This window comes from Qipengyuania sp. (genome assembly GCF_048550555.1).
Classification (GTDB): domain Bacteria; phylum Pseudomonadota; class Alphaproteobacteria; order Sphingomonadales; family Sphingomonadaceae; genus Qipengyuania.
The window spans coordinates 105,693-125,080 of the sequence record NZ_JBLYYF010000034.1 but is presented as its reverse complement, the minus strand read 5'-3'; the positions used below and the strand labels follow the sequence as shown (position 1 = coordinate 125,080).

Here is a 19,388-nt window from a genome sequence, read left to right as displayed (position 1 = left end):
TCATGACCTTCGGCGTCTTCATGCACAAGGATGGGTCGATCTACGACGACATCCCCGAGGTGCATTACCAGTTTCCGAAAATCTATCTCAGCCGCGCCAAGCAGATGGTCGGCGACTGGATTGTCTATCGCGAGCCTGTGAAGCTGCCGCAGTCAAAGGGTTTCTTTGCCGTCGCCAAAGTCGAGCGGATCATTCCCGATCCCGATGTGTCGGATCGCTATCGCGCGATCATCGAGGAGGGCAGCTATTTGCCCTTCGAGCCAACTGTGCCGCACAAACTCGATGGCCGGCCGGTCGAGCGCGATCTGGCCAATGCGCAGGCGGCGGTGCGGCCGCTCTCGCCTTCCGATTTCGCGCGCATCATCGCACTGGGGTTGCCCGAGGATGAGACGCTGCCGCGGGTTGGCGAGCTGGAACCGCGAGTCACCGAGAACGAATGGCGGTTGCAGGAACCGCATGTGCCTTTCGATATCGAGCGACCCATCGTCCAGACGCTGCTCAACCGGCCCTTCCGCGACCGCGCGTTCCGCCGCGCGGTGCTGCATGCCTATGACGGGCGCTGCGCGGTAACGGGGTGGAGACTGGTCAATGGCGGCGGGCGGCTGGAGGCCGAGGCGGCGCATATCAAGCCGGTGGCTGAAGGCGGGCCCGACAGCCTGCGCAATGGGCTGGCGCTATCGGGCACGGCGCACTGGATGTTCGACCGGGGGCTGATCGGGCTGTCCGACGACCTCGACATCATGGTCTCGCGGCAGGTCAATGATCCGGCGAGCATCACCGCGATGATCAATCCCACGCGCAAGGCGCTAGTGCCGGGGCGCGAGGCAGAGCGGCCGCATCCGCAATTCCTCGCCTGGCATCGCGAGAATTGTTTCAAGCACTGAGTCCCTCTCCCCTCGCGGGAGAGGGTTGGGGAGAGGGGGCCGCCGCGTTGCGGCGGTCTCATGCTGGCCCCTCTCCTTCCGCTCCTGCGGCGCTCCCCCCTTACCGCTTGCGGGAGGGGTTGGGGGTGGATGAAGTGTGCGCTGTGCCGCGCCCACCCCGCTGCGACTAGGCGCGCCTTCGGCTCGCCAAGTCTCGCTGCCCCTCCCGCTTGCGGGAGGGGGCTCTATCGCCACCCATCGTCCTTGAGCGACCGCAAGCGCGGGGCCGCGTCCTCGGGCGGCGCCTCCATCTCCGTCTCCTCCTCGCCCCGCTCGGGCGGCAGCAGCACCGCTCGCTCGCGCACCTCCGCGCGCGTCCCGTACCCGCGCTCCTCCTCGCGCCACTCCTCGGGCGCGTCCCACCAGTTTTCGCGGGGGGCGTCGCCCTCCGCCTCCTGCAGCGAATGGGGAATCTCCACCTCGCAGTCGAGGTCGCGGGCGCGGAGCCGCGCATAGGCGACGAAGGCGTCGCGGGCCTCCTGGCTGAGGCGGGCCCATTCGCGCCGCTCGCGGGTGCGGAGCGTGTCGCGGAACTCTTCCACCTTGTGCTCGATGCTTTCGCGGATGTCCGCGACCGAGACCGAACTGCGCTCCTCCTCCCACTCGGCGCGCCATTGCTTCCTCAGCCGCTCGAGCTCCATCCTGCCCACCGCGTCGGGGCCCTTGGCGCCGTGTTCGCCGAAGCGGCCGGCGGCGCGGTTGCGCAGGATGAACATCACCAGCCGCTCGTTGTAGCGGCGGCGGGTGGCGACATGCTCGCCGTGGTAGTGGATCGTCTCCTCGGTGCCGTTGAGCGCGCGGTCCATCGCCGCGTCCTCGATCCGCTGGACGCCGAGGTCGAGCGCGGCCTCCCAGGCGGCGCGGAAGCTGTCGGCGCCGGGCTGGCGGCGCAGGTGATAGGCGCCGACCGTGCTCATGTTGACCGTGCGGCAGGCGGATTCGACGCTGCCGCTGTCGGCCAGCGCCTCGATGAAGCGGCGCTGGCGGGTGGCGGTCCAGCCGTCGTGGCGCGCGCATCTGCGCGGCACGGGGTCGAAGGGGGGCAGCTCGCCCCGGGGGACGGGCAGGCGGGTCTCGCGCGGGTCGGCCTTGCGGGTCATTGCTTTAGCTCCGCAAGCGCGTCCGCGCTCGCGATATCCTCGCTCACGCGCCCTGCGGGCGCATCGCTGCGGGCGGCCGTGCAGGTGGCCTTTGGCCAGCTGCGGCTTTCGCCTTGCTTCCGGCCTTGCCTCCCTGCGGTCGGATGTTCGTAACAGTGCTCCATCGGACAGCTTGGATCAGAAAATGACCGTGTAGGAAAGCACCGCTTCTAACCAATTCTTAACCCCGCGGGGATAGCGGGGGAATGGGGTTTTGCGTCGTGGATCGGGGCGGGGCCCCGCTGGTATCGAGATTGGGGACCGATGGCATTTTTCCGACGTCTGCTTGCGAGCCTGTCGCACGACAACAGGGGCAACGTGCTGGCGATCGTCGGCGCGGCGCTGGTGCCGCTCACGATCATGATCGGCAGCGGGATCGACCTCAGCCGCGCCTATATGGCCAAGAGCAAGATGCAGAGCGCCTGCGACTCCGCCTCGCTGGCCGCGCGCCGCGTGCTCTTGAACGATACGCTGACCACCAGCGTGCAGAACACCGGCAAGGAGTTCTTCGGCTTCAACTTCCCGCAGGGGCTCTACGGCACGGCGGCCTTCACCCCGGCGGTGACCAAGCCTTCGGCGGGCGTGATCCGCGTCGCCGCCAACACCACCATCCCGACGGTGGTGATGAAGCTGTTCGGCTTCGGCTCGCTGCCCGTCGCGGTGACCTGCGACGCCTCGCTCAATTTCGTCAACACCGACATCGTGCTGGTGCTCGACGTCACCGGATCGATGGCCGACGACCTCAACGGCTCGCCCAAGATCGAAGCGCTGCAGGATGCGGTGCTGGCGCTCTACGACGAGCTCAAGCCGGTGCAGACCCAGCTCGAATCGCAGGGGCTGCGGCTGCGCTACGGCATCGTGCCCTATTCGAGCACGGTCAATGTCGGCCGGCTGCTCTACGCCAAGGATCCGAACTACATCCGCTCGAGCGTGACCGTCCCCTCGCGCGTCGCGAACTTCAACGCCGCCGTCTATACGCCGCAGACGCCGACCTCGAACGGCTCGTGGGAATATGCCAGCGGCAGCTACACCAGCAGCAGCTGCGAGAACTGGGTCGAATCCTCGAGCACTACCGGCGGCGGGCCCGCGCCGACGGCGACCACGGTGACGAGCTACCGCGGGAGCTCGTCGAGCAGCAGCTACGTCCAGTCGCAGGACTGGGGCTGGTCGGGCGCTTCTGACACTTCGGGTAGCTATCGCAGCTGCCGCCGGTGGAAGGTCGTCGAGACCACCACCTATAGCTCGGGCAGCCAGAAGGCCTTCAGCAGCTGGACCTACCAGCAGACGACCTACGACCTGTCGAACTACATCACGCCGACCGGCTCGATGACCTATGCCACCAGCGGCGCGGGCACCGTTCCCGCGCCCGGCGGGACCTACAACCTCAAGCAGCTCGCCGCGAGCGGGACCGGGACGAGCACCACCACCGCCACCTGGAACGGCTGCATCGAGGAACGCGACACCACCACCGCGATCGACGGCGGCACCAGCCTGACGATTCCGTCGGACGCCAAGGATCTCGACATCAACCTGATCCCGACGAGCGATGCGACGCGCTGGCGACCGATGGTGCCCGACCTGATCTACACCCGCTCCGGCGGCACGACCTCGCAGACCAGCTACAGCTCGACCACCACCAGCGGGTGGATCCTGAACTACGGCTACAGCCAGGGCTACTGGGCCTGCCCGACCGAATCGCGCCGCCTGGCAGTGTGGGACCGGACCTCGCTCGACACCTATCTCACCGGGCTGCAGACCGTCGGCGGGACCTATCACGACATCGGGATGATCTGGGGTGCCCGGCTGGTTTCGACCGGCGGGGCCTTCGGCGACGCCTGCACCTATTACAACTCGATGCCCTGCAACCGCCACGTGATCTTCATGACCGACGGCCAGCAGACCTCCTATTGCAACGTCTACACCGCCTATGGCGTCGAGCAGAACGACATGCGGGTGACCGGTTCGGGCAGCTGTACCGACCAGCTGATCCGGCACGAGCAGCGCTTCCGCATGGCCTGCAATGCGGCCAAGAATCTCGGCGCCTCGGTCTGGGTGATCGGCTTCGACACCGCACTCAACAGCAATCTCAGCGGCTGCGCGAGCAGTTCGGAGCAGGCCGATACGGCCAGCAACCGCGACGCGCTGATCGCCAAGTTCCAGCAGATCGGCAACCAGATCGGCGCGCTGAGGCTGACGCAATGATGCGGCTCGCCCGGAATCTGCGGCGCGACGAGCGCGGGGCGGCGATCGTCGAATTCGCACTCGTGCTGGTGCCGATGCTGCTGTTCATCCTCGGCGGCTTCGACCTCGGCTACCAGGCCTATCTGCGCTCGGTGGTACAGGGGGCGCTGAACGACGTGTCGCGCACCGGCTCGCTCGAAGGCCCGCAGCTCAACTGCACCGGCGCCACGGTGGAGCTCCAGATCGAATGCGCGATCAAGGCGCGGTCCAATCTGGTCGCGCGCAATGCGACCTACGATATCAAGACGAAGAACTTCTACGACTTCTCGACCGTCAACCGCAGCGAGAAGCTGGTGACCGACTACAATTCCAATGGCCAGTACGACACGGGCGACTGCTTCGTCGACCTGAACGGCAACGGGTCCTACGACACCAGCGCGGGACGCACGGGCGTGGGCGGGGCCGACGATGTCGTGTTCTACACGGTCAAGGTCAGCATGCCGCGGCTGTTCCCGATCCACAAGTTCATCAGCACGACGCCCAATTACCAGATCAACGCCACCGCCGCGGTCCGCAACCAGCCCTACACCACGCAGAACACGCCGCCGACGGTATGCGTATGATCCCGTCCCCGACCATCGGCGCCCGTGGCCTGCTGCGCCGCCTCCGGCGTTCGCAACGCGGCATCGCGCTGACCGAATTCGCCTTCGCCCTGCCGATCTTCGTCACCCTGCTGTTCGGCGGGCTCGAGGTCATCAATCTGGTGATGGCGCATATGCGCGTCAGCCAGATCGCCATTTCGGTGGCCGACAATGCCGGACGCGTGCGGCAGAGTATCGACGAATCCGACATCTACGAGATCTTCGCCGGCGCCGACCTGGTCGCGGGGTCGACGGATTTCGCGCAGAACGGCAAGATCGTCCTGTCGTCGCTCGAACCCAACACCATGCCGCCCCAGAGCGGCAAGCAGGGCCAGATGATCGGCTGGCAGAGATGCCACGGCTCGCTCGCCGTCGAGCCGAGATACGGGAAAGAGACCAAGGGCAACAACGACTATTCGCTGATCGACGGGATGGGGTCGACCGGCAACAAGATCAAGGCCGCGGACGGGACCGCGGTGATGTTCGTCGAGGTCTCCTATCGCTACACGCCGCAGATCCTGCCGAGCATCGTCACCGGCGGGCTGGACCTGCGATACGAAAGCGCGTTCAACGTGCGCGAGCGGACCAACCAGTCCCTTTCCAACACGCAGAACCTCACCGTCAATTCCTGCTAGGCGAGCGGGTACTGCGGGCGCCGGAGGTATCGGACAATGAACATGAAAACCGCGCTGGCCATCGTTGCCACCGTCCTGCTGCTCGTGGCGCTCACCATGGGCGAGGGCGGCACGGTGTCGCGGTTGGCGCAAGGCCCCGTGCGGACCGACGCTGCAGGGGCGGCGCAGGACGAAGGGGCACCGGCACCCGCGCCGCGCGGCACGAGCGCACAGGCGAGCGCCGAGTGGTTCGCCCCGGCACCGGCCGGACCGCAACCGGCCATCCCGGTCTACGAATACAAGGAAGTGCACATCCCCGTGCCGCAGGCAGTGGTCGACCCGAAGGTCGCGGCGGCCAGCGAGATCCAGTAGCATAAGGTATTCGGCCCCCGGCCATGACCGGTTTTTCGCCGACCCCAGGTCGCTCTCGCGCAATGCGCTTTGCACTTCGGCCCGCGCGCCATAGGATCGCCGCCGGGGAGGGCCCGCCATGTTCCACCGCTTTCGCGGCCTGCGCGACGCACCCGCGATCGTCGCCGGGCTGGTCGCGCTCGCGCTGGTGGTCGTGCTGCAACTTGCCCAGCCTGGATCGCTCGGCCGCGTCGGGCTGGCGGTGTTCGACGCCTATCAGCGCGCCGCGCCGCGCCAGGTCGATGACTCCGCACACGTCGCGGTGGTCGACATCGACGAGGTCTCGATCGAGCGTCTCGGCCAATGGCCCTGGCCGCGCACCGAACTGGCCGAGCTGACCGACCGGCTGGCGGCCGCAGGCGCGGCGGCGGTGGTGTTCGATATCGTTCTTTCGGAACCCGACCGCACCTCGCCCGCCGAAGTCGCCGCGCTCCAGCGGCGGCTGGGGACCGAGGCGGCACTTACCGAGGCTTTCGCGCAATTGCCGAGCCATGACGCGCTGCTGGCGCGCAGTTTTGCCCGCGCGCCCGTGGTCGCGGCCTATTTCCTCGATCGCGGCGGCCATGGCGGGGCCATCGAACCCAAGGCCTCCTTCACGCTGCACGGGTCGCTGCCCTCGCGTGAGGTGCGGCATTACGACGGCGCGATCCCGCCGCTGCCCGTGCTCGAGGCGGCGGCGCGGGGCAGTGGCTTCGTCAGCCTCGAAAGCGATGCCGACGGGATCGTCCGCCGCGCGCCGCTGGTGGCGATCCATCGCGGCGTGCTCGTGCCTTCGCTCAGCCTGGAGGCCTTGCGCGTGGCGGAGGGCGCGGGATCGCCCGATCTGCTCGCCAGCGACGGCAGCGGCGAGACGCCGGGGGCGGGCGGGGCGGCGGTCGCGGTGCGGCTGGCGGGGCGCACGATCCCGGTCAACGGGGCGGGCGAGATGTGGGTTCATTTCCCGGCCACTGCGCGCATGGTCCTGCCCGCCTGGCAGGTCATCGACGGGGCGCTCGACGATGATGCGCTGGCGCGCGCGGTGCGCGGAAGGATCGTCTTCATCGGCGGCAGTGCGGCGGGCCTGCAGGATCTCGTCTCCACGCCGCTGGCCGAGCGGGTCGGCGGCGTCACCGTCCATGCCGCGGCGACCGAGCAGATGCTGGCGGGCGATTTCCTCGAACGGCCCGACTGGGCCTTCGGGCTCGAACTGGTGCTGGTGCTGCTGCTCGGCGGCGGGCTGGCGCTGTTGCTGCCACGGCTCGGCGCCGCACTGGGGGCGGTCGCGGCGCTCGGCGGGATCGCGCTGGTCGGCGGGGGCAGCTGGCTCGCCTTCACCCGCGCGAACTATCTGCTCGACCCGACCTGGCCGGTGCTCGCGCTGCTCGCGGTCTATGCGGTGCAGACGGTCGCCGTCTTCTACCGCGAGGAGCGGCGGCGCGCTTATATCCACTCGGCCTTCGACCGCTATCTCTCGCCCGAGATGGTCCGCCGCATCGCCGAGGATCCCGACCAGCTCGAACTGGGCGGCGAGGAGCGCGAGATGAGCGTGCTGATGTGCGACATCCGCGGCTTCAGCCGCATGTCGGAGCGCTACAGCCCGCGCGAGGTGATCCATTTCCTGATCGAGTTCCTGACCCCGATGAGCGACATATTGCTCGCCCGCCAGGCGACGCTCGACAAATATATCGGCGATGCCATCCTCGCCTTCTGGAACGCGCCGCTCGACGATCCCGACCACCCGCGCAATGCCGCGCGCGCCGCGCTGGACATGGTCGCCGCGACCGCCGATCTCAACCGCACCATGCCCGGGCGCAGGGACGTCGTCTGGCCGGGCGAGGTGAGCATCGGCATCGGGATCAACGCGGGGCTGTGCTGCGTCGGCAATATGGGTTCGCGCCAGCGGCTGTCCTATTCGCTGATCGGGGACACGGTGAACATGGCCTCGCGGCTCGAGGGGCTGACCAAGCAGTATCATGTGCCGATCGTGGTCGGCAGCGCGCTGGCGGACGAACTGCCCGGCTTCGCGCTGATCGAACTCGACCGCGTGCGCGTGGTCGGCCGCGATGCGCCGGAGACGATCTTCGCGCTGCTCGGCGACGAGACGCTGGCGGCGGATGCTGGTTTCGCGCGCCTCGCGGAAACGCATGCGGCACTGCTGGCGGCCTATCGCGCGCAGGAGTGGGACCGGGCGCAGGCGGTGCTCGATCAGGGGGAGGAGGGCTACGCGGAGGTCGGCGTAGCCGGGCTCGCCGCACTCATGCACGAGCGGATCGCCAGCCTGCGGGGCGCTCCGCCCGGAGGGGGGTGGGACGGGGTCTATCAGGCGGTGAGCAAGTAGCCTGCGCGCTCAGGGCTGGTCCTGGCGGTCGTTCGGCCTGCGGGTTTGCGGTTCGGCCTGGTTGTCGCTGGTGCTGCGGCCGCCGCTGAGCAAGGAGCCCACCGCGATCGCGCCGGCCAGCGGCAGCAGCGCGCGGAGCAGGCCGCCGCCGCCGCTTCCCTGCGCGGCGCGCGCGACTTCGGGCTGGAGCTGATCCTGCAGCTCGGCGAGGCCGGGGTTCGAGAGGAAGAACGGCCCGATCGGCGGCGCGCCATTGCGCGGGATGTAGGCGGCGAGGCCGGGCTGGTCGAGCACCACGGTCTTGCCCGCGGCGCTGACCTCCGCCCGCCCCGGCACGAGCCCGCCGGCGGTGCCCGCGCCGGGGCCGCGCAGCACGACCAGCGTCGCCTCGTCCTCGTCGCTGTCGACATTGCCGACGAAGTCCTCGTTCTCGGCGATCGTCTCGGCCTCCTCGCCGACGAGCAGGTCGAGCGCGGTGCCGCGGATGCCGATGCGGCCCGAGGGGGTCTGGATCTCCCCGCTGTTTTCCCCGTCCTCGCGGCCCGAGAAGAAGCGCAGCGCGCCCTTGACCATGGTCGCGAAGAAGCTGCGCCCGGCCTCGGGGTCGTAGACGAAGCGATCGATCCGCACGCGCGAGGAGGCGCCGATGCCGAAGCTCGAGCGGTCGAGCAGGAGGATCTGCAGCTGCGATTTCTTCGCCGTGTCGATCAGATCGCCCCAGGCCACGCGCTGCTTGCGCGCGATCTTCTTCGGCTTGCGGATCTGGGCATTGCTCATCCGCACGTCGCCGACGACGGTCGCGGCATTGCCGACTTCGACCCTCTGCTGCGCGGCGAGCGGGCTGGCGAGCAAGCCGGTGGCGAGGAACGCGGCAACGATGGGGGAGGGTCGGCGCATCACGGCGTCTCTCCGCCGGCGGCACAGGCGGCGCGGGCATCGGCGAGCGTCTGGCTGCCGAATTCGCTGTCCTTGAGCTTGCCGATCTCGACCTGACCGCCGCGCTGGTCGTCGACGCGGCACAAATAGAGCGCGTGCAGCAGTCGGCCTTCGGGTGATCTCGGATGAACCGCGAGCATGCGCTCGAGCGTCGCCAGCGCCTCGAGATAGGCGCCATCCGCGGCGAGGTCCTGCGCCGCCGCGATTGCGCCGCCTTCGTCCTGCGCGGAGTCGGACAGGGCATCGAGTTCGGCCAGCGTTTCGGCATGCAGCGCGCCTGTTGGCAGCAAGAACGCCGCCAACACTGCGGCTCGTGCCCACAGCTTGAGTGCCATAACGCAATCCTCCCCGGAAACGCGCGATGCGACCGGGGAGGATGATAGGGCAGTTGCCCCGATTTCTCCAGCCGCTCGCGGCGGACGGGTTATGGCCGCGTCTGGCCGTCGCCGTGGACGAGGTATTTGAAGCTGCACAGCTGCTCGAGCCCCACGGGCCCGCGCGCATGCATCTTGCCGGTCGCGATACCGATTTCCGCCCCCATGCCGAATTCGCCGCCGTCGGCGAACTGGGTGCTGGCATTGTGCATCACGATGGCGCTGTCGATCGCGGTCATGAACCGGCGCGCGGCCTCGTCGTCCTCGGTGATGATCGCATCGGTATGGTGGCTCGAATGCTCATCGACCCAGGCGATGCCCTGTTCGAGCCCGTCGACCACCTTCACGCTGGCGATGGGATCGAGATATTCGGTGCTCCAGTCCTCCTCGCTGGCCGGCTTGAGCCGATCGTCGATCGCCACCGCTTCGGCGTCGCCGCGCAATTCGCAGTCGCTGCCCATCGTGTCGGCGAACCGCGGGATGAAGGCTTCGGCGACCGCGCGGTCGACGACCACGCTCTCGGTCGCGCCGCAGACGCCGGTGCGGCGCAGCTTGGCGTTGCGGATCACCCGCACCGCCTTGTCGATGTCGGCGGCCTCGTGGACGTAGCTGTGGCAGTTGCCGTCGAGGTGGAGGAGGGTGGGCACGCTCGCCTGGTCGCGCACCAGCTCGACCAGTCCGCGCCCGCCGCGCGGGATCACGAGGTCGACGAACTCGTCGGCCTTGAGCAGCGCGGCGACGGCGTTGCGGTCGGTTGTGCCGACGGTCTGCACCGCATCCTCGGGCAGGCCCGCGGCCTTGAGCCCGGCGCGCATGCATTCGACGATCACGCGGGTCGAATGGCGGCTTTCGCTGCCGCCGCGCAGGATCACCGCATTGCCCGACTTGAGGCACAGGGCGCTGGCGTCGGCGCCGACATTGGGGCGCGATTCGTAGATCATGCCGATCACGCCGATGGGCACCGCTACGCGTTCGATGGTAAGGCCGTTGGGGCGCTCGAAAGTGGCGAGCTGGCGGCCGACCGGGTCGGGCAGCTCGGCGATTTCCTCGAGCGCGCCGGCCATCGCCTCGACCCGGTCCTCGGTCAGGCGGAGGCGGTCGATGAAGCTCTCGGGCTTCTTGTCCGCCACGCTCTCGACGTCCCGGGCATTGGCCTCGAGCAGTTCGCCCATGCGGCTGCGGAGCGCCTTGGCGGCTTCGCGCAGGGCGGCGTTCTTCGCCTCGGTGCCGGCCGACAGCAGCCTGCGCGCGGCCTTGCGGGCGCGCTGGCCGAGGTCGTGGATATGGATCTGCGGATCGGGTGTCTGGTCGTTCATGTGCTCTCTCGTCTTGGTTCGTCGGGGGCGGGAGGCGCGGTGGTCAGCGCAGCTCGACCGCCCGTTCGTAGGCTGCCTGCAATGTATCATGCAGGCGGGTGGTAAGGCCACCGTCGCCGTTAAGCGCGGCGAGGCCGGCGGCGGTGGTGCCGCCCTTGCTGGTGACCGAATTGCGAAGCTCCTCGAGGCTCGGCGCGCCGGGCTCGCCGGCCATGGCGATCGCACCGCCGATGGTGCCGAGCACCATGTCGCGCGCCTCGTCTTCGTCGAAGCCCTGCGCCATCGCCGCCTCGGCATAGGTGCGGGCGATCTCGAAGACGTAGCCCGGACCCGAGCCGGCGACCGCGGTGACCCGGTCGAGCTTCTCCTCGCTGTCGACGGTGATCGTCGTCCCCGCGCGGCGCATGAAGTCCTCGGCATGCGCGACATGGGCGGCGGTTGCGTGCGGGCCGGGGCAGATGCCGCTGACGCCGCGGCCGATCGCCGCGGGCAGGTTCGGCATGGTGCGGATGACCGGCGCATCGCCCATGACCTTCGACAGGCGGTTCGCCGAATAGCCCGCGGCGATCGAGAGGACATAGCCCCCCGGCGCGAGATGGTCGGCATAGTCGGACATGACCCCGTCGATCAGCTGCGGCTTGACCGCGGTGACGATGAGATCGAAGGTCTGGCCGGCAATTTCCGTGCGGTCGGTCACCAGCGTCACGCCATCGGGCACCGCACTGCCCGCGGGATCGACCACGGTGATCGCCTCGGGCCCCTCGACCCACTGCGAAAGCAAAGCGGAGCCCATTTTTCCGCATCCGACAATACAGACAGTTTTGGTAATGACTAAAATCCGTTTCCGAGCCTCGCGGCCCTTTTTAATTCTTATACTTACTTGCCAATAGAATATCCGACCGCTGCAAACTGCATTATGACTTTGACAGTAGTCATGTTTTTCGCGCTGGCCCGATATTCATAAAATGTGGTTGTGCGCTGCACAATCACTATCTATATTGCCGATCAGAAATTTCAAGCCTACGCAACTTTGGGATAGTATGACCAAGAAGCGAAACATCGTCGTCAAAATCGGTTCGGCCCTCCTTGCCAACCTTGAACTCCTCACCCCGCGCTATGGTTTCCTCCAGCGCCTGCTCGAAGATGTCGCGCAACTCCGCTCGGAGGGCTCGAATGTCATCCTGTGCTCGTCCGGCTCGGTGGCCCTGGGCCTGCGCATCATAGGGGAAACGCCCGACAGCGCCGGGGTTTCCGACAAACAGGCGGCGGCCGCCTGCGGGATGCCGTTGCTGCTCAATGCCTACAAGCAGGTCGGCCACGAATTCGGCTTCGAGATCGCGCAGGTGCTGCTCACGCTCGGCGATTTCGAGGACCACCGGCGCTTCCTCAACACGCGCAACACGGTGCACCGCCTGCTCGAAGCGGGGGTGATGCCGATCGTCAACGAGAACGACACGATCACCACCGAGGAGATCCGCGTCGGCGACAACGACCGGCTCGCGGCCAAGGTGGCCCAGATGGTCGGGGCGGACGACTTCATCATCCTGACCGGGGTCGACGGCCTCTACGACCGCAATCCCGACGAACCGGGGGCACAGTTCATTCCCGAGGTGGAAGACGTCGCACCCTATATGGCAGCGACCCGCGGCAAGAGCACGCTGGGGACCGGGGGGATGGAGACCAAGCTGCTCGCCGCCAACATGGCGCAGGAAGCCGGCGTCACCACCTGGATCGCGCAGGGCGATGCCGATCGACCCGTGTCGAGCGTGCTGTCGGGCGCGCGTCGCGCGACCAAGATTCTGCCGCATCCCAACCCTTTGTCGGGCTGGGACAGCTGGATCGCCAACCGCCTGCAGATGGCCGGCAGCATCGTGATTTCCGATTCGATCGCGGCCGGACTGGGCGGGGACCGACCGATCCGGCGCGAGGATGTCGTCTCGATGACCGGCGATTTCACGCGCGGCGACGTGCTGCACATCTACGACAGCAAGGGCATCGAGCGCGCCCGCGGCCTGAGCGATTTCAGTTCGGAAGAATTGCGCGTGCTGACGAACAACCCCGATACCGGGGCTGAACGGCTGCTCGGCTACCGCACCAAGGGCGAGGTCATCCGCAGCGCGAATCTGGTCATGCTGGAGACGCGCCACCTTCTGTGGGACGCGCCCGAGGAAATCGCCGGGCCGAACTGACGGCCCGGCACTTCCGCGCGGGGATCAGACGTTACCCGAGCTCATCGTGGTCGAGACCTTGTTGAAGGTCGTCGACAGCTGGCCGCCGAGCGACTGCAGCGCGGTGATGGCCGCCACAGCGATGAGCGCTGCGATCAGGCCGTATTCGATTGCGGTCGCACCGCGTTCGTCGTTCCAGAATTTCTTCAGATGTTTCATGTCGATCCCCAAAGGTTGTGTCTGCCTTACTCGAGCAGGACTATCGCACCGCCACGGTTAAGGCCGAACGCAAGGTCACGGTTAATTTCGATTTAAAGGCGCGTTCGGTCGGCGATGCCGGGGACAGGCGGGCGAACTTCACTTGGCGTTCATCGGGTCGCTGGTTATAGGCTGCTTCCCATGACGACCCAGACCCGTACCAGCACCAAGCTGTTCTTCGGCGCCGCGCTTGCCGGTGCGAGCCTCCTCACCGCCGCCTGCGCCGGTCGCGACAGCGGGCCCAAGGACACCGCCTATGTCGCGCGCGACGTGGAAACGCTCTATTGGGAGGCGAAGCGGCGGCTCGACAACGGCCAGGCCGATCTGGCCGCGGCGCTGTTCGACGAGGTCGAGCGGCAGCACCCCTATTCGCCCTGGGCCCGCCGCGCGCAGCTGATGAGCTCGTTCAGCTATTACGTCGGCAAGGATTACAACAAGGCGATCCAGTCCGCCCAGCGCTTCCTGCAGATCCATCCGGGCAACAAGGACGCGCCTTACGCCTTCTACCTGATCGCCCTGAGCTATTACGAGCAGATCAGCGACGTCCAGCGCGACCAGAAGATCACCGACCAGGCGCTCACCGCGCTGCAGGAGATCAACCGCCGCTATCCCAATACCGACTATGCTGCCGACGCGCGGCTCAAGATCGACCTCGTCCGCGATCACCTCGCCGGCAAGGAAATGGAAATCGGCCGCCATTACGAACGCTCGGGCAAGTGGATCGCGGCGCAGATCCGCTTCCAGAACGTGGTCGACACCTACCAGACCACGAGCCACGCGCCCGAAGCGCTCTACCGCCTGACCGAAACCAGCCTCGCGCTCGGGATTCCCGACGAAGCGGTCAAATATGCCTCGGTGCTCGGCGCCAACTATCCGGGCAGCGAATGGTACGAGAAGGCCTATGAGCTGGTGCAGGACCACGCCGCCGGGGTCCAGCCGAGCTGATCGGGCGAGCGCGCGTCAGGCCCGCAGGGCCTGCGGTTCAGTCTGGAATCGGTCCGGATCAGCGCCCGACTGGTGCGTCATGACCCGGTTGCGTCCGTCGTTCTTGGCGCGATAGAGCGCCCGGTCGGCCTGCGCATAGAGCGGGTTCCAGTCCTCCGGGCTCGATACGACGGCATCGGCCACACCGATGCTGACGGTAATCGTTTCACCATGCGGCATGCGGGCGCAGCCGATCTCGCGCAGCAATTGCAGCGCGATGGCCGGATCGAGCGCTTCGGCGCTGCCGAGCAGGCCGAATTCCTCGCCGCCGAGCCGCGCGGCGCAGATCTCGCCACGCGCGTGGCTGGCCAGCAGCGTGGCGAGCGTGCGCAGGACCCGGTCGCCCATGTCGTGGCCGAAGCGGTCGTTAATCGTCTTGAAGCGGTCGATGTCGACCACCATCAGACGCACTGCCCCGGACCTCTCGGCGAAGGCCTCGAAGCGCTCGATCAGCGCCCGCCGGTTGGCGAGGCCGGTCAGCGGATCGCGCCGAGCGAGTTCGGCCGACCGGTGACGCTCCTCGACGAGGCTCAGCAGCAGGCGCTGGTGGCGCACCATCATGGTCAGCTGGAACCCGACGCCGATCGCCATGGCGATCGCAAGGACCAGATCCATGACCATGCCGGTGCTCGCCAGGACCGCGATCGTCGGCCCCATGGTGACGACGACCACCGTCATGCCCACGCTGCGTTCGGCCATCAGGCAATAGCCGAGCACGAGCCCGCCGATCGACATGATCGCGGGATAGTAGATGCGCGTCTCGAGCGGTGCGCTGGCCCAGCTGGCGATGCACCAGATACTGCCCACCGCGGCGGTCAGCAGACACAGTTTCCAGACCGTGTCGATGATCCGGCGCGCGTCGCCGAAATCCCCCTCGGCGCGAGGGCGCGAAAGGAGGACCAGGCCGGTGGCCGAGAGCAGCAGGATGATCAGCGGCAGCCCGTAGGCGACCAGCGCGCCGGCCCCGGCGCTGGCACCGTAGACCACCATCGGCAGGCTGAGGATGAAGCCGACGAACAGCAGGCGTGCCTGGCCGCGCATGTGCTCCGCGGTCAGCAGGGTGAAGTCCTCGCGCAGATGCGCGGGAACGTCCGGTCCCGACAGGGCTCCGAGGAAGCGTCGCGAAGTCACCATCCGGTCCTAGGCGCGCAATTGCTAAGGCGGCGTTTACGCATGCGCTCGACAGCGGCGCGGCGTGCTTGTCGATAGGATTTGCCGGCCTGCTGACTTGGGTGCCGGCTTTGGCTAGGAAGCAGGAGCATGCTGACCCGGCTTTCCATCCGCAACATCGTGCTGATCGAGTCGCTCGACCTCGCCTTCGGGCGCGGACTCGGCGTGCTCACCGGCGAAACCGGGGCGGGCAAGTCGATCCTGCTCGACGCGCTCGGCCTCGTGCTGGGCAACCGCGCCGACAGCGCGCTGGTGCGCGGGGGCGAGGACAAGGCGAGCGTGACGGCGACTTTCGAATTCGCCGTCCTGCCCGCCGGACTCGCCGCGGTGCTCGACGATGCCGATCTCGAGATCGAGGAGGGCGAGCCGCTGATCCTGCGCCGCCAGCTGAAGGCGGACGGCAAGAGCAAGGCCTTCGTCAACGACCAGCCGGTGAGCGTCGGCCTGCTGCGCGAGATGGCGGGATTCCTGGTCGAACTGCACGGCCAGCACGACGACCGCGGGCTGGTCAATCCGCGCGGCCACCGTGCCCTGCTCGACCGCTTTGCCGGGGGCGAGACCGGTCGTGTGGCGAAGAACTGGACGAGATGGCGCAGCGCCGAGGAGGCGCTGGCGGAGGCGCGCGAAGCGGTCGAGAACGCCAAGGCCGACCAGGATCTGCTGCTCGCGCATCTCGCCGAGCTGACCGCGCTCGAGCCGCAGGCGGGCGAGGAGGCCCGGCTCGCCGAGACGCGCGCGAGCATGCAGAAGGGCGAGAAGCTGTCGGGCGACCTCGAGGAACTGCGGCACCTGTGGGAGGGTTCCGATTCGCCGCTCGCGGCGTTTCGGGTGGCCGCGCGGCGGCTCGACCGGATCGCGCCCGAACATCCCTTGCTCGCCGATGCGCTCGCCGCGCTCGATCGCGCGGTGATCGAGGCGGGCGAGGCCGAGGACAAGCTCCAGGCCGCGGCCGAGGCGCTCGAGCACGATCCCGCCGCGCTCGACGCCGCCGAGACGCGGCTGTTCGAATTGCGCGCACTCGCCCGCAAGCATCGCTGCGAGGTCGACGAACTGCCGCGGATCATGCGCGAGATGCGCGCCGCGCTCGATTCGATCGAGGGTGGCGAGGCGCAGCTCGACGCGCTCGAAGCGGCGGCGAAGGATGCCGGCCAGCGCTATCGCGCCGAGGCCGAGGCGCTCCATGCGACGCGGGTAGCGGCGGCGATGCGGCTCGACGAGGCGGTAGCGCGCGAACTCGCGCCCCTGAAGCTCGATGCCGCGCGTTTCCACACCGCGGTGAGCGAACTGCCCGAGGAGAAATGGGGTGCGAGCGGCATGGACAGCGTCGAATTCCTCATCGCCACCAATCCCGGCGCCGATTTCGCGCCGCTCGCCAAGATCGCCTCGGGCGGCGAGCTGTCGCGCTTCATCCTCGCGCTCAAGGTCGCGCTGGCCGAGCAGGGCGGAGCGGCGACGGTGATCTTCGACGAGATCGACCGCGGCGTCGGCGGCGCGGTTGCTTCCGCCATCGGCGAACGGCTCGCGCGGCTTTCGGCCGACGGGCAGTTGCTCGCGGTGACGCACAGCCCGCAGGTCGCCGCGCGCGGGCGGACGCACTACATGATCGCCAAGTCGAGCGACGGCACCGTCACCAAGACCGGCGTGGTGCTGCTTGACGAGGCCGGCCGCCAGGAAGAGATCGCGCGGATGCTCAGCGGCGCCGAAGTGACGCCCGAAGCGCGGGCGCAGGCGGATCGGCTGCTGGAGGGGGTGTGATGGCAACGCCACATGCGGCGGCGACCGATCTCACCGAGGCCGATGCCGCCAATGAATTGATGCGCCTGGCGAAGCAGATCGCGCATCACGACCGGCTCTATCACGCCGAGGACGCGCCCGAGATCAGCGACCAGGAATACGACGCGCTGGTGCGGCGCAATGCCGAACTCGAGGCGGCGTTTCCGCAGCTGGTGCGCGCGGATTCGCCGAGCCGAAAGGTCGGGCATACCGCGTCCTCCTCGCCGCTGAGCAAAGTGAGGCACGAGGTGCGCATGATGAGCCTCGACAACGCCTTCTCGGCGGAGGAGGTCGAGGAATGGGTCGCGCGCGTGCGGCGCTTCCTTGCGCTCGACGAGAAGGCGCCGCTGGCCTTCACCGCCGAAGACAAGATCGACGGATTGTCCTGCTCGCTGCGCTACGAAAAGGGCGCGCTGGTGCGCGCGGCGACGCGCGGCGACGGGCAGGTGGGCGAGGACGTCACCGCCAATGTCGCGCATATCGCCGATATCCCGCAGCAGCTCGGCGGCGATGCGCCCGAAGTGTTCGAGATTCGCGGCGAGGTCTATATGGCGCGCGCCGATTTCGAGGCGCTCAATACGCGGCTGATGGAGGAGGCGCGCGACGCGGCAAAGGAGAAGGGCGAGGAATTCGACGCGGCCAAGGTCCGCCAGTTCGCCAATCCGCGCAACGCGGCCGCCGGATCGCTGCGGCAGAAGGATGCCGACGTCACCGCGCAGCGGCCGCTCAAATTCTGGGCGCATGGCTGGGGCGCGGCGTCGGAGGTGCCGGGAAAGACGCAGACCGAGGTGGTGCGCCGGATCGAGGCCTGGGGTGTGCCCGTCTCGCCGCTGTTCGCGCGGTTCGAGAGCGCTTCGGAGATCCTCGAGCATTACGCGAAGATTGCGGAACAACGCGCTGACCTACCGTATGAAATCGACGGCGTGGTCTACAAGGTCGATAGTCTCGACTACCAGCAGCGGCTCGGCTTCGTCGCCAAGGCGCCGCGCTGGGCGCTGGCACACAAGTTCCCGGCCGAACGGGCCGAGACCACGCTCGAGGCGATCGACATCCAGGTCGGGCGCACGGGCAAGCTGACCCCGGTCGGCCGGCTCGCCCCGGTGCTGGTGGGCGGGGTGACGGTGACCAATGTCACGCTCCACAATCGCGACGAGATCGCGCGGCTCGGCGTGCGCCCCGGCGACCGCGTCGTGGTCCAGCGCGCGGGCGACGTCATTCCACAGCTTGTGGAAAACCTCACCCGCGATGCGGATCGCCAGCCGTGGCATTTCCCCGACCACTGCCCCGAATGCGGCAGCGAAGCGGTGGCCGAGGAGGGCGAGGTCGATGTGCGCTGCACAGGCGGTCTCATCTGTCCGGCGCAACGCACGGAAAGACTGAAACATTTCGTCAGCCGCGGCGCGCTCGACATCGACGGTCTGGGCGAGAAGACGATCGACCAGTTCTTCGCCCTCGGCTGGCTCGAAAGCCCCGCCGACATCTTCCGTCTGAAGCATCGGCGCGGGGAGATTCTCGCGCTCGAAGGGTGGCAGGAGCGGTCTGTGGATAACCTGTTGGCAAGCATCGAGGCGCGGCGCGAGCCCGATGCGGCACGGCTGCTGTTCGGGCTCGGTATTCGCCATGTCGGCGCGGTCACCGCGCGCGACCTGATGAATGGGCTGGGCGATATCCGCCTGCTGCCCGAAAAGGCCGCGGAGTTCGCCGCCTATCGCGACGACAATCCGCGCGGCGAGGACGAGAAGGAAAGCCCGTTCAACACCCGCATGGTCGAGGCGGTGAAGCGTATCTTCGAGGTCCGCACCGGCGGCATCGGGACAGCGGTCGGCCATTCGCTGGCGGATTTCTTTCACGAGGACCACAACCGGGCGGTGTGGAACGACCTGATCGGCGCCGAACCCGGCGCGGGCGTCGTCGATCCGCCGCGTTACGAGGTCGAGACGCGCGCTAGCCGCGTCAGCGGCAAGACCGTCGTCTTCACCGGCAAGCTCGAGACGATGAGCCGCGACGAGGCCAAGGCGCAGGCCGAACGGCTCGGCGCCAAGGCCAGCGGCTCGGTCAGCGCCAAGACCGACCTGCTCGTCGCCGGGCCGGGCGCGGGGAGCAAGCTCAAGAAGGCCGCCGAACTCGGGATCGAGGTCATCGACGAGGCAGGCTGGGCCGAAATCGTGAAGGCGGCGGGCTAG

Annotated in this window: 17 protein-coding genes; 10 read left to right on the top strand and 7 right to left on the bottom strand. The window is 68.0% G+C overall.

The genetic code is table 11. The annotated features are described in order from the left end of the window. The first annotated feature begins 2 nt into the window (after window positions 1–2). A complete protein-coding gene (locus ACN4E0_RS08710; RefSeq protein WP_419567168.1) occupies window positions 3–884 on the top strand; it encodes an HNH endonuclease in 882 nt (293 codons plus the stop codon). 224 nt (window positions 885–1,108) lie between these two features. On the opposite strand, the gene ACN4E0_RS08705 is transcribed toward ACN4E0_RS08710, so the two are convergent. Next, a complete protein-coding gene (locus ACN4E0_RS08705; protein WP_419567167.1) occupies window positions 1,109–2,023 on the bottom strand; it encodes a hypothetical protein in 915 nt (304 codons plus the stop codon). Window positions 2,024–2,326: 303 nt separating this feature from the next. On the opposite strand from ACN4E0_RS08705, the gene ACN4E0_RS08700 reads away from it, so the two are divergent. The 5 genes from ACN4E0_RS08700 to ACN4E0_RS08680 all read left to right on the top strand — a co-directional run bounded on the left by ACN4E0_RS08700 (window position 2,327) and on the right by ACN4E0_RS08680 (window position 8,226). Further along, window positions 2,327–4,264 (top strand): pilus assembly protein TadG-related protein, encoded by a 1,938-nt coding sequence (locus tag ACN4E0_RS08700; protein WP_419567165.1) that lies wholly within the window; start codon window positions 2,327–2,329, stop codon window positions 4,262–4,264. After that, a complete protein-coding gene (locus tag ACN4E0_RS08695) occupies window positions 4,264–4,866 on the top strand; it encodes a TadE/TadG family type IV pilus assembly protein (RefSeq protein WP_419567163.1) in 603 nt (200 codons plus the stop codon). The genes ACN4E0_RS08700 and ACN4E0_RS08695 overlap by 1 nt, the downstream gene beginning before the upstream one ends. Further along, entirely contained in the window at window positions 4,863–5,519 is a 657-nt protein-coding gene (locus ACN4E0_RS08690; protein ID WP_419567162.1) for a TadE family protein, read from the top strand. Before ACN4E0_RS08695 ends, ACN4E0_RS08690 begins: the two co-directional genes overlap by 4 nt. A 36-nt stretch (window positions 5,520–5,555) precedes the next feature. Next, complete coding sequence (locus tag ACN4E0_RS08685; protein WP_419567161.1) at window positions 5,556–5,870, top strand: hypothetical protein; 315 nt, start codon at window positions 5,556–5,558, stop codon at window positions 5,868–5,870. A gap of 118 nt (window positions 5,871–5,988) precedes the next feature. After that, window positions 5,989–8,226, top strand: coding sequence for a CHASE2 domain-containing protein (locus ACN4E0_RS08680; protein ID WP_419567160.1), 2,238 nt, complete (start codon window positions 5,989–5,991; stop codon window positions 8,224–8,226). A gap of 9 nt (window positions 8,227–8,235) precedes the next feature. Here the strand turns inward: ACN4E0_RS08680 and ACN4E0_RS08675 are convergent, their stop codons facing one another. The 4 genes from ACN4E0_RS08675 to ACN4E0_RS08660 all read right to left on the bottom strand — a co-directional run bounded on the left by ACN4E0_RS08675 (window position 8,236) and on the right by ACN4E0_RS08660 (window position 11,663). After that, complete coding sequence (locus ACN4E0_RS08675) at window positions 8,236–9,123, bottom strand: FecR family protein (protein ID WP_419567159.1); 888 nt, start codon at window positions 9,121–9,123, stop codon at window positions 8,236–8,238. Then, window positions 9,123–9,497 carry a hypothetical protein gene (locus ACN4E0_RS08670; RefSeq protein WP_419567158.1) on the bottom strand — a complete coding sequence of 125 codons (375 nt, stop codon included), beginning with the start codon at window positions 9,495–9,497 and terminating at the stop codon, window positions 9,123–9,125. Before ACN4E0_RS08670 ends, ACN4E0_RS08675 begins: the two co-directional genes overlap by 1 nt. 89 nt (window positions 9,498–9,586) lie before the next feature. Then, window positions 9,587–10,852, bottom strand: a complete 1,266-nt coding sequence (locus tag ACN4E0_RS08665; RefSeq protein ID WP_419567156.1) for a glutamate-5-semialdehyde dehydrogenase — start codon at window positions 10,850–10,852, stop codon at window positions 9,587–9,589. Window positions 10,853–10,895: 43 nt separating this feature from the next. Continuing rightward, complete coding sequence (locus ACN4E0_RS08660) at window positions 10,896–11,663, bottom strand: pyrroline-5-carboxylate reductase family protein (protein ID WP_419567192.1); 768 nt, start codon at window positions 11,661–11,663, stop codon at window positions 10,896–10,898. Window positions 11,664–11,892: 229 nt separating this feature from the next. On the opposite strand from ACN4E0_RS08660, the gene proB reads away from it, so the two are divergent. Beyond that, window positions 11,893–13,041 (top strand): glutamate 5-kinase, encoded by a 1,149-nt coding sequence (proB, locus tag ACN4E0_RS08655; protein WP_419567155.1) that lies wholly within the window; start codon window positions 11,893–11,895, stop codon window positions 13,039–13,041. A 24-nt stretch (window positions 13,042–13,065) separates the two neighbouring features. Here the strand turns inward: proB and ACN4E0_RS08650 are convergent, their stop codons facing one another. Then, entirely contained in the window at window positions 13,066–13,239 is a 174-nt protein-coding gene (locus ACN4E0_RS08650) for a Flp family type IVb pilin (RefSeq protein ID WP_221599782.1), read from the bottom strand. A 180-nt stretch (window positions 13,240–13,419) separates the two neighbouring features. Between ACN4E0_RS08650 and ACN4E0_RS08645 the strand changes: the two genes are divergently transcribed. Next, window positions 13,420–14,223, top strand: a complete 804-nt coding sequence (locus ACN4E0_RS08645; RefSeq protein WP_419567154.1) for an outer membrane protein assembly factor BamD — start codon at window positions 13,420–13,422, stop codon at window positions 14,221–14,223. A gap of 15 nt (window positions 14,224–14,238) precedes the next feature. On the opposite strand, the gene ACN4E0_RS08640 is transcribed toward ACN4E0_RS08645, so the two are convergent. After that, the gene (locus tag ACN4E0_RS08640) at window positions 14,239–15,393 is read right to left on the bottom strand and encodes a diguanylate cyclase (RefSeq protein WP_419567153.1); all 1,155 of its coding nucleotides are present in this window, start codon (window positions 15,391–15,393) and stop codon (window positions 14,239–14,241) included. Window positions 15,394–15,522: 129 nt separating this feature from the next. Here ACN4E0_RS08640 and recN point away from each other — a divergent pair, with 129 nt between their 5' ends. Together recN and ligA are read left to right on the top strand one after the other, a co-directional pair. Next, window positions 15,523–17,187 carry a DNA repair protein RecN gene (gene recN, locus ACN4E0_RS08635; protein WP_419567152.1) on the top strand — a complete coding sequence of 555 codons (1,665 nt, stop codon included), beginning with the start codon at window positions 15,523–15,525 and terminating at the stop codon, window positions 17,185–17,187. Beyond that, window positions 17,187–19,388: an NAD-dependent DNA ligase LigA gene (gene ligA, locus ACN4E0_RS08630; protein ID WP_419567151.1), complete on the top strand. Its 2,202-nt coding sequence runs from the start codon at window positions 17,187–17,189 to the stop codon at window positions 19,386–19,388. The genes recN and ligA overlap by 1 nt, the downstream gene beginning before the upstream one ends.

Coding starts and splice junctions, on each gene's coding strand:
- ACN4E0_RS08690 (WP_419567162.1), top strand. CDS start 4,863: ATGATCCCGTCCCCGACCATCGGCGCCCGTGGCCTGCTGCGCCGCCTC.
- ACN4E0_RS08675 (WP_419567159.1), bottom strand. CDS start 9,123: ATGCGCCGACCCTCCCCCATCGTTGCCGCGTTCCTCGCCACCGGCTTG.
- ACN4E0_RS08665 (WP_419567156.1), bottom strand. CDS start 10,852: ATGAACGACCAGACACCCGATCCGCAGATCCATATCCACGACCTCGGC.
- recN (WP_419567152.1), top strand. CDS start 15,523: ATGCTGACCCGGCTTTCCATCCGCAACATCGTGCTGATCGAGTCGCTC.
- ACN4E0_RS08695 (WP_419567163.1), top strand. CDS start 4,264: ATGCGGCTCGCCCGGAATCTGCGGCGCGACGAGCGCGGGGCGGCGATC.
- proB (WP_419567155.1), top strand. CDS start 11,893: ATGACCAAGAAGCGAAACATCGTCGTCAAAATCGGTTCGGCCCTCCTT.
- ligA (WP_419567151.1), top strand. CDS start 17,187: ATGGCAACGCCACATGCGGCGGCGACCGATCTCACCGAGGCCGATGCC.
- ACN4E0_RS08700 (WP_419567165.1), top strand. CDS start 2,327: ATGGCATTTTTCCGACGTCTGCTTGCGAGCCTGTCGCACGACAACAGG.
- ACN4E0_RS08705 (WP_419567167.1), bottom strand. CDS start 2,023: ATGACCCGCAAGGCCGACCCGCGCGAGACCCGCCTGCCCGTCCCCCGG.
- ACN4E0_RS08645 (WP_419567154.1), top strand. CDS start 13,420: ATGACGACCCAGACCCGTACCAGCACCAAGCTGTTCTTCGGCGCCGCG.
- ACN4E0_RS08650 (WP_221599782.1), bottom strand. CDS start 13,239: ATGAAACATCTGAAGAAATTCTGGAACGACGAACGCGGTGCGACCGCA.
- ACN4E0_RS08680 (WP_419567160.1), top strand. CDS start 5,989: ATGTTCCACCGCTTTCGCGGCCTGCGCGACGCACCCGCGATCGTCGCC.
- ACN4E0_RS08710 (WP_419567168.1), top strand. CDS start 3: ATGACCTTCGGCGTCTTCATGCACAAGGATGGGTCGATCTACGACGAC.
- ACN4E0_RS08685 (WP_419567161.1), top strand. CDS start 5,556: ATGAACATGAAAACCGCGCTGGCCATCGTTGCCACCGTCCTGCTGCTC.
- ACN4E0_RS08670 (WP_419567158.1), bottom strand. CDS start 9,497: ATGGCACTCAAGCTGTGGGCACGAGCCGCAGTGTTGGCGGCGTTCTTG.